A 15797-nucleotide genomic window follows, 5' to 3' on the forward strand; every position below is an offset into this window, starting at 1 on the left:
TACATCAATAATGGTAAAGCCTTGCAGATACTCTGTGAGGCTTTTTTTGTTGCTTTAAATGGACCTTTGAATCTTTATAATATTACTGCTTGAATAGTTCTTGTGTGAGGGATTGAAGTGACATCCTTTGTGATATTAATCTTGTAGGTAGTGATTTATATTTGGGGCTAAAAAAACGAGACCATCTTATCTTGAGATAGTCTCGTTGTAAGCAATATGTTATTTATCTTTCCAACTACTTAAAGTAAATGCGTTTAACCAAATACCTTTGTTTGTTTCTGCATCTTTAAAAGTTATTGTAACCGGGTTAATACCATCGGATGTAAATATAGTGGTAGATTCTGCAACTCTGTCAAATTGCATATTTTTACCATTTGTTGGTTCTACAGTAGAGTAGAGTTCATTATTAACACTGATGCTTATTTTATTAGCATACGGCATTGATGTGATACGAGCTGATTTTAATTTGTCGATATTTGTATCCATTAAATCAGAGTTTGTTTTTGGCGCATGATGAATGGTATTTAGCTTATATGTGCCTTTCGGAATATTTGTAAAACTTAGTTCTAAACCTTTTTCATCTATAGCCATAACACCTTCGCCATATGTAAAACCATACTTGCCAATGACATTCATTTCTCCCAACCAGCGAATTACACCATTATTTGATGCTGTGCGTATGTTTGCTTTGATTCCACCAAATATATCCAAATCTTTTGAGGAAGGTTTATTGTCCTCACTGTTCCAAGGTGTCCATCCGAATTGAATTAATTGGTCGTTTGCACCTAAATCCACTTTGATGTTTTCAAAATCGTAAATTGGTTGTGCATTCGCAATTATCATATCGTTTTCTTTGGGGGTAGAAATAACTGTTGCTTTTGCAGTTTTTAAGCCCTTACTTTTTGCAGAGATTGTGATTTTCCCAGTATTAGTGTCAGCCTGTATTAAAACAGGAGCTTCACCGTTCTCAATGAACATTGGGTTAGCATTTATGTTTGCGTTATCGCCATAAATTTTTGCTGGCCCTGAAATGCTAAATTCTACCTCTCCAACAGAATCTCTAACAAGAGTTCCATTTTTGTCTAAGACTTGTGCATAAGCAACTAATATATCAGATCCATCAGCTTCGAACTTTCTGTTTAAAGTATCTAAAACTAAATTTAAGTGATGTGGTTTTAATGGAGTTTGTATAGTTTGAGTGACAAACTCATTCCCGTTTTTATAACCTATAGCCTTAAGTTTTCCTTTTTTATAATTATCTATCTTAAATAAATAAGGAGGATGATCTAAACCAATATAGCTTGTGTCACTTGATGGTTTTTGCTTCATAAATGATTTTCCATTAAGAAATAATTCAATCTCATCGGCATTACTATAAATATTGAGCTCCTTTACATTTGGAGTCCAGCCCTCTTCGATGTGTAAATAAGGTTCTTCACACATCTCTGATGGATACCAAAGTAATCCTTTTTTAGGTTGGCGAAAGATTGTCATAGCGCCACTTCGGGTTCTATCTTTCATGCTTTTGTATTTGGGGTGAGTAGGGTGAAATGTATAATAGGCATGAGCCGTCCAGGAGATGATACCTGCCATTTTTGGATCGCGTTTATGTACGGCCACTGTTGCTGGTCCATGATGACCTTCCATTGCAAACATCGGTTCTGATCTGTCCCAGATGAATGGGCCATATAGCATATTTGCATTAATGTCAGTTAAACCAGAGGCTTGCCATCCGGTCCATCTTGCCCCTTGTGAGGCTGTTAGTCTTACTGGATCTTCTTGTTTAATAGCGCAATGAATTTGAGGTACATAACCACGATGATTAATACCAGCTCCCCATATTACAATTGATGGATGATTGCGATGATTACGCACCATCATGCGCGCAGATAGTTCTAAATTATCAAACCATTTTTCTGTAGCATTCATTGTAGTCCATGTTGGAGCTTCCTCATAGACTAAAATTCCTAACTCATCACATGCTTCCATAATAGCATTATCGTGAGGATAGTGCGCCGTTCTCATTACGTTAAATCCAAGTTGCTTGAATTGCAGCATATCTTTTTTATGGAGAGAATTTGGTAACGCATCGCCTAGATAGGCATAATGTTGATGGCGATTAAAGCCAACTAGCGTTATAGGTTTACCATTAAGTATGAATCCTAATTCATTATCTAAGCGAAAAGAGCGAATTCCTAGTCTATTCTCAAGGCAGTCAATGCTTTCTCCATCAATTAGTACTTCGGTATTTACACGGTATAAGTAAGGATTGTCAACATCCCAAAACTGTACATCATCCTCTAAGCTACCAATCTGATTAAACTCAAATTCTCGGCCAGCTTCAATGGTTTCTTCTGCTTTAAGTTTTAAAACCACTATTCCCTCGTTATTAATGATGCGTTGAATCACCTCGCATTTTCTAGAGTTAGAGTTTTCATTTTTAACAACGGTTTTAATATCGATAACCGCATTTTTATTAACTACATCAACAGTAGGAGTGGTTATATTTATACCTGCTTTTAATGCTTCCCAGTTAAAAGTAATGTGTACTTTATCGGTTTCAACCAGATAAACATCGCGGTATAGTCCACTAAATTTAACGTAATCAAAAGGTCCTGGGTCCGGTGGAATGTTCTTGTTGCGACGGTTGTCAACCATTAGGGTAATTTGATTACTTGCCCCACGATTCACGAAATTGCTTATATCGAAATGAAAAGGCGTATATCCGGTTACCGCAAACTCACCAACATGCTTGCCATTAACCCAAAGGTTGGTAACTTGATGTGCTCCTTCAAATTCGAGAAATACTTTTTTATCAGAATTGCTGCTAACTTTAATATCGCGGCGGTACCAACCTACCGTTCGGTGGAAGGTAGGTTGTTCTTTACTATCCTCACATAAATCGAGGGTTAAGGAGGTTGGTTTTAAAGTGTGAGGTACACTAACCATTTCCCAATTACTGTCGTTAGTGCTTGTTTCATAAAACTTAGCTTCAGGATCGCCTAAATGAAATCGCCAGTTGGTATTAATGCATTCTTTCGAACGTTGAGAGTTTGGGTAACCATAAGGCAGTTTTTTGTTTTCTGCATTTATATTACCTGTTAAAATAAGAGCTAGTAATAAGCTTATGAATAGGTATTTGCTTTTTAATAATATCATGGATAATTATTTATGAATATTTATAGAGGCAAATTACTAGAATTATCTGATAACAAGGAGGTGATAATTGTTTGGCAAGGAGGGGGTTTTTATGCCTCAGTATTTTTAAATAAAAAACCACCACCTAAATTAATAGATGGTGGTAAAAAAAACTAAAACTACACTTATTGTAGAATTATCTTATTGGTATAAAATGCCCTTACACCTTTTAATCGAACAATATATAGTCCCTTTGGAAAATTAATGTTAGTTAAAGTAAGTTTGGTATCATCATTATTAATAGTTTGACTATAAACGATAGAGCCATTTAATGACAGAATATCTAATTGATTAAAAACCCCGTTTCTACTCATATTAATATTCAGCGTATTATGTGTGAGTACTGTTGGATATATAGTGACCTTTGATAGTTTATCTTCATCTACTTTAACATTTGATTGCTCATCTAATAAGTCGACCTGAAGAACTACAGAGCTAATTTGTCCTCCATTATCTGAAAAGTTTATTGTTACAACATTTTCTCCCTCGGCAATTAAATCAATTGGCACCGGTATTTCAATCATGCCAAAGAATGTTTCACGAGCTTCTTGGTCGTATCCTGCCCAATTATCAGGTACAGTTACATTGCTTCCGTTTAGCGTAACGCTTGGTTTTTTTCTTTTATCATGCGTTCTACCAATTGACATTCTGATATAAGCATAACCCCCATTTAAGTTTGTCTCAACATTGTTAAAGGTAAAAGATTTTTCTCCGTCAATTTGTACTATATGGTTTTCGCAATAGTATTTAGATGTTCTTATATGGTTATCTTGTTCTAGAGTATTGTTGAAATAATATTCCAAAATAACTGTTTCTCCAGGTAAAAGTATAACATTGGTTGGATTCTCACTTAGTGTTGTTTCTGAATATTCATGAGGTTTAATTGGATCACCTGCCTTTTCTATCCAGTATATTTTAAGTGATTTTTTCACAACTTGACTAAGGCCTCCAGCGATGTTAAAACCATCGAAATTATCTAAGTAAATATTTTCTTCTTCATCGCCCAGGTTATTTAGGGCTAATTGAAAACGGTTGCCATCAACTAATGCGTGTGTTTGAATATCAGGATTCATTGTTTTTACCAATGCTCTTTTACCTTCAAAGTCTTTCCATAAATCGTAAAAGGTAATTTTGGGTGTGTACATCCATTCGGTTGCATTAGTGATTGGCTTACCCATATATTCGTCAGTCGGGCGAAGGGTAACTGCTCCATATGGTGTATATCCATTATTATTGTAATGCCATTCAGATTTATCAGTGTTAAATGGTACAGATATCAACAGGTCATTCTCTCGGTTTAAGAAATTAAATAATAGGTGGTTATTTGAACGAACCGATTGTACAGCTTTGCCATCATCCCATCCTGCTGGGTAAATACCACCTTCATCAGTTCCTTTAAAAATACCTCCATACTCAGATAATGCGTGTGGTTTAACAGTTCCCCATTTTATCCAGCTGTAAGTTTCGATCAAATCCAAAACTGCCTCGCTATTAGAACCAGAACGTTGAACAGGACTGCCTGTTACATTTGTACCATCATAAAGGTGTGTTGCAAAACCATCCATATTTTCACCTGCGATATCCATAAAGAGCTTTTGATTATCATCCCAGTGGCTAAAATCAGATTTTTCCATTTCTGGCCATGCTGATGAGTAACCAATTATTTTCATGTTTTTAAGTTCTGGCGTTGCGTGTACAGCTTTACCCACTTCGCTAAATACTTCTGACATTTGCTCCTTAATGGTTGTTTGTGTTACTCCACTTCCCTCAGGGATAAACTCCCAAGCATGAACGAATGGTTCATTCATAGGCTCATAAAACTCAGCAACTGATCCGTTAGAAACTTTATTCATATAGTATTGTGCTGCCCATCTTCCGGCTTCTACTGCATCAATATTATAAACGTAAGTTGTTTTAGGGTGTTCTGTTTGAATGTAATTTTTGACTACTTGTCTTTCAATTCCGGGATTTAAATGTGCCTCTTCAGGCGGAAATACACCTGGATCTGTTTTACTATCTGAGAAAGCTCCCCAAAAGCCACGTGTTTTCATCACATTGTAATCTTCGTAGAACTGATCTAATTCTGTATCCGATTTTGTGGAGTGTAAATTAAAATATTTGGCTCTATCTATTTCAGAAACATCTCCTAAATGCCTTTGTATCTTGGGAGAGAAAGTTACTTTAGTTTGAGCACTAGCTCCATTAACAATTGCTAATAGTAGAGCTCCGCCAAGTAGAATTCTTTTCATATTTATAGAAATTTTAAGTGGTAAGAAATTCGTTAACTATAGATTCTTTTTACAAAGCAACTTATTATTACACTGAATGGAGAAACAGATAAACGTCTATAAAGGGGGTATTTTTCCGTGTGCTAAGTGATGACTATTTATAGGGTTAATTTTTATCAATAGTGCTCCTAAAGTTTATCATGCCAAAAGTAACTTGAGTTGAAATGAACTTTAAAAAGGCGTTAAATTTTAACATCCATTAAGATTTTGGTTTTGCTGATGTGATTCTATGGTTAGTTTTTTTCGAAGCTCTATTACGCAGTATACGTAATTTCTTAACATTATAAAGATCTCTTCTTTAGTGACATTGTATATTAACATAATCTAATGTTAACTGCATATCATCCTACTTTTGCTAAACTGTCAATTTACATATTCTAACATTTTTAGGAATAATTATGGCATCTATTCGTGTGAAGATTTAATAAAAATATCAGACAGAATATTACAAACTCAAATTGAAAATGAAAAACAAATTATTGTTATTAACGATACTCTTGGGATGGAGTATTGTTATGTCGGCCCAAAACGGAATAATAAAAGGTATTATTACCGATAAACAAACGGGTGAAGAATTAGTAGGAGCGGCAGTTGTGATTGATGGCACTACAATTGGTACAATCACAAATTTTATGGGAGAGTATGAACTCCCTCCATTATCTGATGGTACTTATAATGTAAGAGCACAGTTTATTTCATACGACCCGATATTAATTAATAACGTAACTATTAGTAACGGAGAAGTAAAAACAGTTAACATTCAATTATCCGCAGCTACAATGGATATTGATGAAGTACAAGTTGTAGCCAAAGCAAACAGAGAATCTGAAAACATGCTTCTAATGGAGCAGAAGAATGCTGTTATTGCAGCTCAAGCTATTGGAGCGCAGGAGTTATCTCGAAAAGGTGTTAGTGATGCCGAAGGTGCTGTTACAAAAATATCAGGGGTTTCGAAGCAAGATGGCGTAAAAAATGTTTTTGTACGTGGTTTAGGAGACAGAACAAATTCAACCACCTTAAATGGTTTTCCAATGCCATCAGAAGATCCTAGTTATAAGAATATTGCTCTGGATATGTTTCCTTCAGATATCATTCAAAGCGTTAGTGTAGATAAAGTTTTCTCTTCAACAACTACAGGGGATGTTGGTGGTGCTAACATTGATATTAAAACCAAAATATTACAAAGCGATCAGGAAGTTGCCATTAGTGTTTCAGGAGGTGCGAATGCCCAAGTCTTAGACGGTAATTTTATGAAAGCTGATGGAGTGAATAGTTTTGGCTTTGCTAATAATTATAGTGGCCCAACAGGAACACATCCAACGAGCTTCGATTTTCAGAACAATCTTGACCCATCGGCAGTTGATTATCGATTTAATCAAAGTTTAGGAATATCGGCTGGGAAAAAAGTAAAAATTAATGATAACGACCTATCAATGTTTATTGCTACCTCTTATAGTTCGTCTTTATCAAATCAAGAAGGTGCACAAAGATCAATGATTAACGATGGTACAGTTGATAAAGATTTATCATTCGACAAGTATGATATTAATACTAACCATATGGTTATGGGTAACCTTGATTACCAGTGGTTGAATGGAAACAATATCGCATACAATATTCTATTAGTACATACCAATAGCCAGTATTTTGCTGAGTTTGAGGGTTACGATAATGATGCGCTTCAGTCAGGAGCTGCACGTGACTCCTTATTACTTCATCGTCAGCAAGTCAATGATAACCTATTAATGGTGAATCAACTTTATGGTAGCTTTAATTTGACTCATAACTTGAAACTTAATGCAGGACTAGCCTATAATTCAATTAATAGTAACGAACCAGATCGTAGAATTAACTTTTTATATCTCGATGATGGACAATATCAGACTTATACCCGAAAAGGTATGAACCAAAGGTATTTTTCGGTTTTAAATAGTAGTGATTTAAACATGCGAATGATGTTTGATCTGGATTTAAACGAAAACTCTGATAAATTATCGCAGCTATCTTTCGGATACACAAATCGTCTCGTAGCCGACAGTTTTGATGCGGTACAATATGAGATGCGACTACAGAATGTTGAAACTATTGTATTTAACTCTAAAGAGGATGTGTCGTTTGATTATATATATAATGAACAAAGATTTAATGAGGGTGAAATCTTTCTAGAGCGTATTAATTCCATCTACGATGTTAATAAATATGTTCATTCTGGTCTTGTTAATGGAGTACATGAGTTTAACTCTAAACTTGTTGGTATGGCAGGAATTAGAGTTGATTACGTTGATATCTTTGTTGATTTCGCAGGTAGTGTTGCTGATGATGGGACTTTGCACGGACGTGAAACTAATGGTAGTCAAAACTTATTTATACTACCAAGTGCAAACTTAAAGTATAGTATTAACGATAAACATGCTTTACGATTTGGTGCCAGTAGAACATACACTATGCCTCAATCTAAGGAACTTGCTCCTTTCGAATATATCGGGATGACATTTAAAGAGCGTGGTAATCCAAACCTACAGCCTGCTACTAATAATAACCTTGATGCCAAGTGGGATTACTATTTATCAGCAGGAGAGATTATCTCTATAGCAGGTTTTTATAAACACATCCAAGATCCCATAGCACGATACAGTTCAAATAATGCCGGAGGTTTTCTATTATATGATAACGTTGGAGATATGGCTACAGCAGCAGGTATCGAATTTGAAATGAAGAAGAACCTTTTGTATAACAACGAAAGCGAAATGGGTAAGTCCCATAAATTAACATGGGGTTTAAATGCATCGTATATATATACCAATGTAAAATTAAGGGTTGACCCAGGCTCTCAGCCAACAGACCCCAACTCACAGCTTGAAGGCGCTGCCCCTTATATAGTTAATACCGATTTATCATACACATATAAAAAGAATAATAGTTCAATTACGGCTACAGCTCTTTTTAACTACTTCAGTGATAGAGTATACTCCATCGGATACGATGGTATGCCAACTTTAATGGAAAAAGGTATTCCAACATTAGACTTTGCAGTAACAGGAAAAATAAATAAACATATTGGTGTTTCTGTTAAGTTGTTGAATGCCTTGAATCCAGAATTTGAATATTACAGAACTATAGAGAATACTGGGCAAAGAATAGAATTAGAGGAGTATAAAAAGGGAAGTTCACTTAGCGTAGGCTTAACATATACTTTTTAGTAGCTTAACATAATATAGTGTTATTTGACCTTTATTTGCAGAAGAATATTTTAATAAACGATTATAATTTAAATCAAAAACAGTAACAGAAAATGAAAAAGTTTTATTTAGGACTAGCAGTTGTAGCAACTCTTTTTGCTGCATGTAATGATGATAACAACACAAATGGTGGTGGAGAACCAACAGCAGAAAATGAGTTAATAGGAGAAATTAAAAATGACTCAATATTAGATGCGTCTGTTGAATACATCCTTAAAGGTACATTACGTATTAGTGATGGAGGTAAATTAACAATTCCTGCAGGTACTACAATAAAAGCTGAACCAAGCTTCTATAGCTATATTATGGTTGAGCAAGGAGGTAAAATATTTATTAATGGTACGGCAGCAGAACCTGTAACATTAACTTCTAACGCTGCAGAGCCAAAAGCTGCTGATTGGGGTGGATTACACATCAATGGATATGCTCCAATTTCAGGTGTTACTGAAGGAACAACAAATCGCGCAGAAGTAGATGCCAATGTAATATATGGTGGTACTGATGCTAACGATAATTCTGGTTCTATTACTTATATGAAGTTAATGTATACTGGAGCACGTTCATCTGCTGATGTTGAGCATAATGGTTTAACATTAAATGGTGTTGGTAATGGTACTACTATTGAAAATATTTACATTCCTTACGGTGCTGATGATGCTGTTGAGTGGTTTGGTGGAACTGTTGATATCAAAAATCTTTTAGTTGTAAATCAAGATGATGATATGTTTGATGTTACTGAAGGTTGGAGTGGTACATTAGAGAATGCTTACGGTATCTGGACAAAAGGTTTTCACTCTACAGAGGCTGATCCTCGTGGTATTGAAGCTGATGGAAACATGGATGGAAATGGTCCTGATCATGTAGGTCAATCTGACTTTGTTATGAAAAATGTTACAATTATTAATAACTCAGAAACAGAACGTTTCTCTAATACTCCTGATGGTGCAAAAGGTTTACGTGAATTAGTTAAAATTCGTCGTGGAGCTAAAGCAACTCTTCAAAACATCTTATTAAAGAACGGTGACTGTGATGTATTAATTGATTTTCAAGATGGACGTGGTGATGGTTTAGCTTCATCATCGATTACTTATACTGTTGAGGATGTTACTTTTGATGATGATACTTATGGTGAAGATGGCGTAAGAATGCCTGTTGAAGGTGATGCAACTGTTACTGAAAGTGATTCAAATGCAGGTTGTCCTAATCCACAAGAGTTATTCGAATGGACTGGTTTTACTGAGTGGAACTAAATAATATTGTTTGATAACTTGTTTTAAACAAGTTATTAAATCTTCAGAGAGCAGCCATTTTCCCATGGCTGCTCTTTTTAGTTTTATTCAAAGTTTTTATCTGAGAATATATCCGCACCTTCTTCTTCATCAATATCTTTTTGCAGTACAAAACGGTTGTAGTACGAAAACAACAGTGTTGTAAGAGGCAATGCCACTAACATACCAAGAAGCCCAAGTAGGCTACCCCATATCGAAAGTGAGAGTAATATTATAGCTGGATGCATTCCGTAAACACGGCCCATTATTTTAGGAACAAGTATGGTTTCTTGTATAATTTGTACAATTGCCATAACAATTGCTGCTGCCAATAATATCTGCCAAAAACTCTGATTCGATTCCATGGCCTTTAGTAAAGCAAGAAGCATTACAGGAAAAAATCCAACTACTTGTAAATAGGGCACAATATTTAAGGCCCCAATAAAAAGACCTATCATAACAGCCAATGGTAAGCCAATAATTTTAAAACCTATTGCTAGCAGTATTCCTACAATTAAAGCAACTAAACCTTGGGCTCTAAAGTAAATATTCATTGCCGATGATAGATCATCAAACACGTGCTGTACTGATTTTCTATAAGTAGGCGGTATAAGATTCACCCATCCTTTTGATATTTTAGAGAAGTCGATTAGTAGAAATACCAAATAAACCAATACAATTAATGCACTGATTACGCTAACCGCAAAGTTTATCGATCCTGAAAAAATATTCCAAGCTTGGCCAAATATCTTTTTTAGAGAGCCTGCTATATTTTGAGGGTTGAGAATATCAGAAAAATCCGTTTGGTTGATATAAACCGAAATCCAATCAATTACCTCCTGTGGTAATATCTTATCTACCCCACCTACCTGAAGATAGTTGCGTATTAGAAATACCATTCGGGTCATTTCATTAATAAACTGCGGGACCAGCAAAATAACCAATAAATAAATGGTACCTAGAACTATGATTAATGAAGCAAGTACAGATAAACCACGTGACTTAAACCGGGCTTTCTTTTGCAGGAAATTCACAAGAGGGTTCATTAAATATGCCAATAATACAGCAATTAAAAAGGGAATGAGTACACTACTTAATCGTTGTAATAAATAATAGATTATAAAGAAAACTGCTACAGACAGTACCATTCTAACTACCCTGTCGAATGTATATGGTTTATGTGAATTGTTACTCATGTTGTTATTTGAATTTAGATTTGCTTGGAAAGATAATTATTATGTAGTGACATAAAAAATAAATACTAAGATTGTACGTTAGCTCTAATGTAGTAAATACTAGATAAATGTTATAAGTTGTAAAAAAATGTTATTTTTGTGAAATTAATTTATAGGCAACTTACTAGCTTTTATTTTATTGATAAATAGTTGAACTAAAACATAAATTAGATAGATGAAATATTATGTGAAATTATACTTTTGCATTAATATTCAAAACTAAGCAGATTATGACTCGAATAATTAAGTATCTATTCATATTAACAGTCTTTGTAGCCGGTTTCTCTTGTGAAAGGGAGTATTCGTACAATACAGGAGCTAAGGCTTTTGAGTTTTCGGTAGATACATTAATGTTTGATACCGTTTTTTCTGAGATTGGCTCAGCAACTCTTAATTTTAAGATTTATAATCCACACCCAGAAGATTTTATTATCGATAAGATAGAATTAGCCGGAGGTGATGTAAGTGAGTTTAGACTAAATATTAATGGTTTTGCAGATAATAAAGTTGAGAATTTACGAATAAATGCAAACGACAGTCTTTATGTTTTTGTGGATGTAACTATAAAACCTGATGAAACTAATAACCCTTTTGTAGTTAACGATTCTATAGTTGTTGTTTCAGGAGCATTGAATCAGCAAGTGCAACTATTAGCATATGGTCAGAATGTAGAGGTGTTAAAGAAGCATCATATAACAGAGTCAACCACTTTTACCAATGAGAAACCTTATTTGATTTTTGATTATGCGGTGGTTGATGAGAATGTAAACCTTACCATAGAATCAGGAACAAGTATTCACCTTCATAATGATGCTAGTTTAATTGTATTTGGTTCCATGCAAGTTGATGGTACTTTTGAAGAACCCGTATTATTTCAAGGACACCGATTAGAGGAATTTTATAAAGAGACCCCGGGCCAATGGAATAAAATCCATTTTATGCCGGGAAGTAAAGACAACTCAATCAATTTTGCTGAAGTAAAGAATAGCATAATGGGAATAGTTGTTGATTCAGTAGGTTTAGGCAACGATCAGCCATTTGCAATTGATAATACCTTGATCGATCATGCCAGTAAATATGGTTTAATTGCTCAAAACTCAAATATTACGGCTTCTAACTTGGTAATTGGTCATTGTGGAATTCATTCTTTGGCCTTAACATTTGGTGGAACTTATAACTTCTACCACAGTACTATTGCCAATTACTTTTCTCTTCGAAATTTCTTTAGAAATACACCTGCGCTTCTACTAAATAACTATTTCATTGACGATGATGAAACAGAAATCATAAACCCATTGTTGGAGGCCAATTTTTATAATTCCATTATATACGGAAACAATACAAACGAAATTGGTTTAGATTTTAAAGAGTATGGAGGTGATAATGCCAGTGCCTACAATTATTATTTTGAAAGTAGTGCCATTAAATCAGGAAGTACCGACATATCCAATGAAGAACATTTTAAGGATGTGATTGCGAACACGAACCCAAGTTTTATAGATGCTTCCGATTATAATTACCAACTAGATACATTGTCGATATGTAAGGATGCTGCCAATGTTGAAATTTCTGAAAATTACCCAACAGATATACTTAATACAAGCCGCCTAAATGACCAAGGACCTGATATGGGAGCTTACGAAAGAATTGAGGAGAATTAGATGCATTTTCATATTCGTAGCTCTTTTTATATGCAATAATGGTTTATTACTGCATTCGCAGCAACGAAATATATTATTTTACAACGTTGAAAATCTTTTCGATGTTAAGAATGATTCTTTAAAGCAAGATGATGAGTTTTTACCCAATGGCATTCGTCATTGGAGCTTTTCAAAGTACCAGCAGAAACTTTTTAATATAGCTCAAGTAATTTTTGAATCGGATGGTTTTAATTTGCCAATGCTTGTTGGTATGTGTGAGGTGGAGAATAAAGAAGTATTAAACGACTTGATATTTAAAACGGGTCTATCAAATGTAAATTACTTTCCTATACATATTGAATCGCCTGATTTACGGGGTATTGATGTTGCTTTATTGTATAAAAAGGATTTGTTTACCATTGATTCTGTTGAAGCCATTCCTGTTGTTTTTGAAGCGCCTGCCCGTCCAACAAGAGATATATTACATGTTTTTGGTGTAACTAATGATTCCATAGGTTTGCATATTTATATAAATCATTGGCCTAGCAGATATGGCGGAGTAATGCAGACACATCAAAAAAGAATTAAGGCGGCAAATGTTTTGGCTCAGTCAATTCAGCAAGTTTATAAAAAGGATGCGGATGCTAAGTTTGTAGTTATGGGCGACTTTAATGATAATCCGGATGACCAAAGCTTAAAGGACTTGGTGCAAAAAGCAGAACTAGTTAATTTAAGTTCAAGTAAAAATGGCAGCATAAAACATAAGCATGCATGGTATTTATTCGATCAGTTTTTGGTGTCCGAAAATCTACAATCGAAAAGTAGCTTTAGGATAATTGATTTTCCCTATTTACTTGAGAAGGATGAAACAAATTCGGGCTTTAAACCCAAGCGAACTTACTTGGGTTATAAGTATCATGGTGGCTATAGCGATCACTTACCCATCATGCTTAGTTTAGATTTCTAATACATTTTGTGAGCTCCAAGCATAAAGGCTTGCGCAACATGCCTGTGTAACGTTCATCGATTTTATAACTCCAGGCATGGGAATATGATAAAATGACTCGCACATATTAAGAAGCGTTTCAGACATGCCATATACTTCGTTACCCAAAACCAGGGCCATTTTATTAGGCAAGGCAGAAGAGTGCATACTATGAGAGTCTTTAGTGGTTTCTATTCCAACAACAGTGTAATCGTCAGGAAGGTGTGTTTTAATTTCGTGTGTGCTACAAAACAGCCAGTCTACCTGACCATATGCTGCTCCAGCTATTTTCTTTATTTTACTGAGGCGTACTTCACTATCCTCTTTAATTAAAAGAACCTTAGCGCAAGCAAAATTTGCGGCTAAGCGAATGATATGCCCCATGTTTTCTGGGGTTCTGAATTGGTCTGCAATAATTATAGGATAGGCGCTACCTTCCTTTAATTTGTAGTCTATTTCAGAAAATAATTCCCCAGATTTAGTATTCATCCTAGTTTTTCTTCAAAGTTAAGCCTAGTTCCTGACCTTTTACTTTCATCAATTCATAGGCTTGTTCAAAATTGTTTTCGATGTCACCATCTAAAATAGCATCCTTAATGGCTGTTTTTATATCCCCAATCTCTCTACATGGAGTTATATCAAAAGCTTCCATGATGTCCTCACCACTAACCGGAGGCTGAAAGTTTCTTACTTTATCCTTTTCCTCTATTTCCTTAAGTTTACGACGCACCACTTTAAAGTTTCGCATGTATCGCTTTACTTTTTCTTCGTTTTTAGAGGTAATATCTGCTTCGCAAAGTGTCATTAATGATTCTATATCATCGCCCGCATCAAACAATAATCGTCGAACCGCCGAGTCGCTTACAATATCTTCAGATAAAACAATAGGGCGCATATGTAGGAAAACCATTTTTTGCACAAACTTCATTTTATCATTCATCGGGAATTTCATCCTTTTGAATATTTGCGGCACCATTTTTTGTCCGATGTGATTGTGGGCATGAAATGTCCAACCTAATTTTTTATCAAAGCGCTTGGTGGCAGGTTTAGCAATATCGTGAAATATAGCCGACCATCGCAACCAAACATCATCTGTGTTGGGTACAATTCTATCAAGCACTTCAAGCGTATGGTAAAAATTATCCTTATGTCTTTTGCCATTCACTTCATCAACGCCTTTCATGGCCGCAAATTCAGGCAAAATTTTCACAAGTAAACCCGTTATATCAAGAAGCTTAAAGCCCATTGAAGGCTTATCGGCCATAATCATCTTGTTCAACTCATCAACAATACGCTCTTTCGAGATAATATCAATGCGTTCAACATTATTTTTAATTCCTGCAAAAGTGTTCTCTTCAATTTTAAACCCGAAACGCGTAGCAAATCTAATGGCACGCAACATTCTTAAGGGATCATCAGAGAATGTTATTTCCGGATCAAGAGGCGTTCTAATAATACCATTTTCTAAATCCTCCATTCCATTAAATGGATCAACAAGCTCGCCGTAATTATCTTTGTTTAAGCTTAGCGCCAGGGCATTGATTGTGAAATCTCGTCTGTTCTGATCATCCTCAAGGGTGCCATCTTCAACAATAGGGTTTCTTGATTCGCGTTGATAAGATTCCTTACGCGCACCAACAAATTCAACCTCAACATCTCGGTATTTAAACATCGCAGTTCCATAATTTCGGAATACCGAAACTTTTACACCACCTAGTTTTTTGGCCACTTTTTCAGCCATTTCAATACCACTGCCTAGCACAACAATATCAATATCTTTGGATGGTTTATCAAGGTATATGTCACGCACATAGCCGCCTATAACATAGGTTTCTATTTTCTCGAATTGAGCAACACTTGCAATGGCTTTAAAAACAGTGCCATCTATATATTTTTTTACATTAATATCTGCCATAATGTGAAATTAGGATGACAAAATTACAA

Annotated in this window: 10 protein-coding genes; 5 read left to right on the plus strand and 5 right to left on the minus strand. The window is 35.1% G+C overall.

Translation table 11 applies throughout. From position 1 onward, the window contains the following. Window positions 1–219: 219 nt before the first annotated feature. Window positions 220–3159, minus strand: a complete 2940-nt coding sequence (locus A8B35_RS04160) for a glycoside hydrolase family 2 protein (protein WP_068471724.1) — start codon at window positions 3157–3159, stop codon at window positions 220–222. Window positions 3160–3171: 12 nt separating this feature from the next. On the opposite strand from A8B35_RS04160, the gene A8B35_RS23255 reads away from it, so the two are divergent. After that, window positions 3172–3315 carry a hypothetical protein gene (locus A8B35_RS23255; protein ID WP_171973154.1) on the plus strand — a complete coding sequence of 48 codons (144 nt, stop codon included), beginning with the start codon at window positions 3172–3174 and terminating at the stop codon, window positions 3313–3315. 8 nt (window positions 3316–3323) lie between these two features. Here the strand turns inward: A8B35_RS23255 and A8B35_RS04165 are convergent, their stop codons facing one another. Further along, a complete protein-coding gene (locus tag A8B35_RS04165; protein ID WP_068471725.1) occupies window positions 3324–5447 on the minus strand; it encodes a T9SS type A sorting domain-containing protein in 2124 nt (707 codons plus the stop codon). Window positions 5448–5950: 503 nt separating this feature from the next. Between A8B35_RS04165 and A8B35_RS04170 the strand changes: the two genes are divergently transcribed. Beyond that, window positions 5951–8686, plus strand: coding sequence for a TonB-dependent receptor (locus A8B35_RS04170; RefSeq protein ID WP_068471726.1), 2736 nt, complete (start codon window positions 5951–5953; stop codon window positions 8684–8686). Window positions 8687–8778: 92 nt separating this feature from the next. Further along, window positions 8779–9975, plus strand: a complete 1197-nt coding sequence (locus A8B35_RS04175) for a hypothetical protein (RefSeq protein ID WP_068471727.1) — start codon at window positions 8779–8781, stop codon at window positions 9973–9975. Between the two features lie 83 nt (window positions 9976–10058). On the opposite strand, the gene A8B35_RS04180 is transcribed toward A8B35_RS04175, so the two are convergent. Continuing rightward, window positions 10059–11189 (minus strand): AI-2E family transporter, encoded by a 1131-nt coding sequence (locus A8B35_RS04180; RefSeq protein WP_068471728.1) that lies wholly within the window; start codon window positions 11187–11189, stop codon window positions 10059–10061. Window positions 11190–11458: 269 nt separating this feature from the next. On the opposite strand from A8B35_RS04180, the gene A8B35_RS04185 reads away from it, so the two are divergent. Together A8B35_RS04185 and A8B35_RS04190 are read left to right on the plus strand one after the other, a co-directional pair. Further along, a complete protein-coding gene (locus tag A8B35_RS04185) occupies window positions 11459–12889 on the plus strand; it encodes a hypothetical protein (RefSeq protein WP_139314807.1) in 1431 nt (476 codons plus the stop codon). Further along, a complete protein-coding gene (locus A8B35_RS04190) occupies window positions 12840–13835 on the plus strand; it encodes an endonuclease/exonuclease/phosphatase family protein (protein ID WP_083634314.1) in 996 nt (331 codons plus the stop codon). The genes A8B35_RS04185 and A8B35_RS04190 overlap by 50 nt, the downstream gene beginning before the upstream one ends. Here the strand turns inward: A8B35_RS04190 and A8B35_RS04195 are convergent. Next, window positions 13824–14342, minus strand: coding sequence for a TrmH family RNA methyltransferase (locus A8B35_RS04195; protein WP_068471729.1), 519 nt, complete (start codon window positions 14340–14342; stop codon window positions 13824–13826). The two genes, A8B35_RS04190 and A8B35_RS04195, sit on opposite strands and share 12 nt — an antisense overlap. 1 nt (window position 14343) lies before the next feature. Beyond that, complete coding sequence (locus A8B35_RS04200; RefSeq protein WP_068471730.1) at window positions 14344–15768, minus strand: CCA tRNA nucleotidyltransferase; 1425 nt, start codon at window positions 15766–15768, stop codon at window positions 14344–14346. Window positions 15769–15797: the final 29 nt, after the last annotated feature.

It is taken from the genome of Saccharicrinis aurantiacus (genome assembly GCF_001660705.2).
GTDB classification, from domain to species: Bacteria; Bacteroidota; Bacteroidia; order Bacteroidales; family Marinilabiliaceae; genus Saccharicrinis; species Saccharicrinis aurantiacus.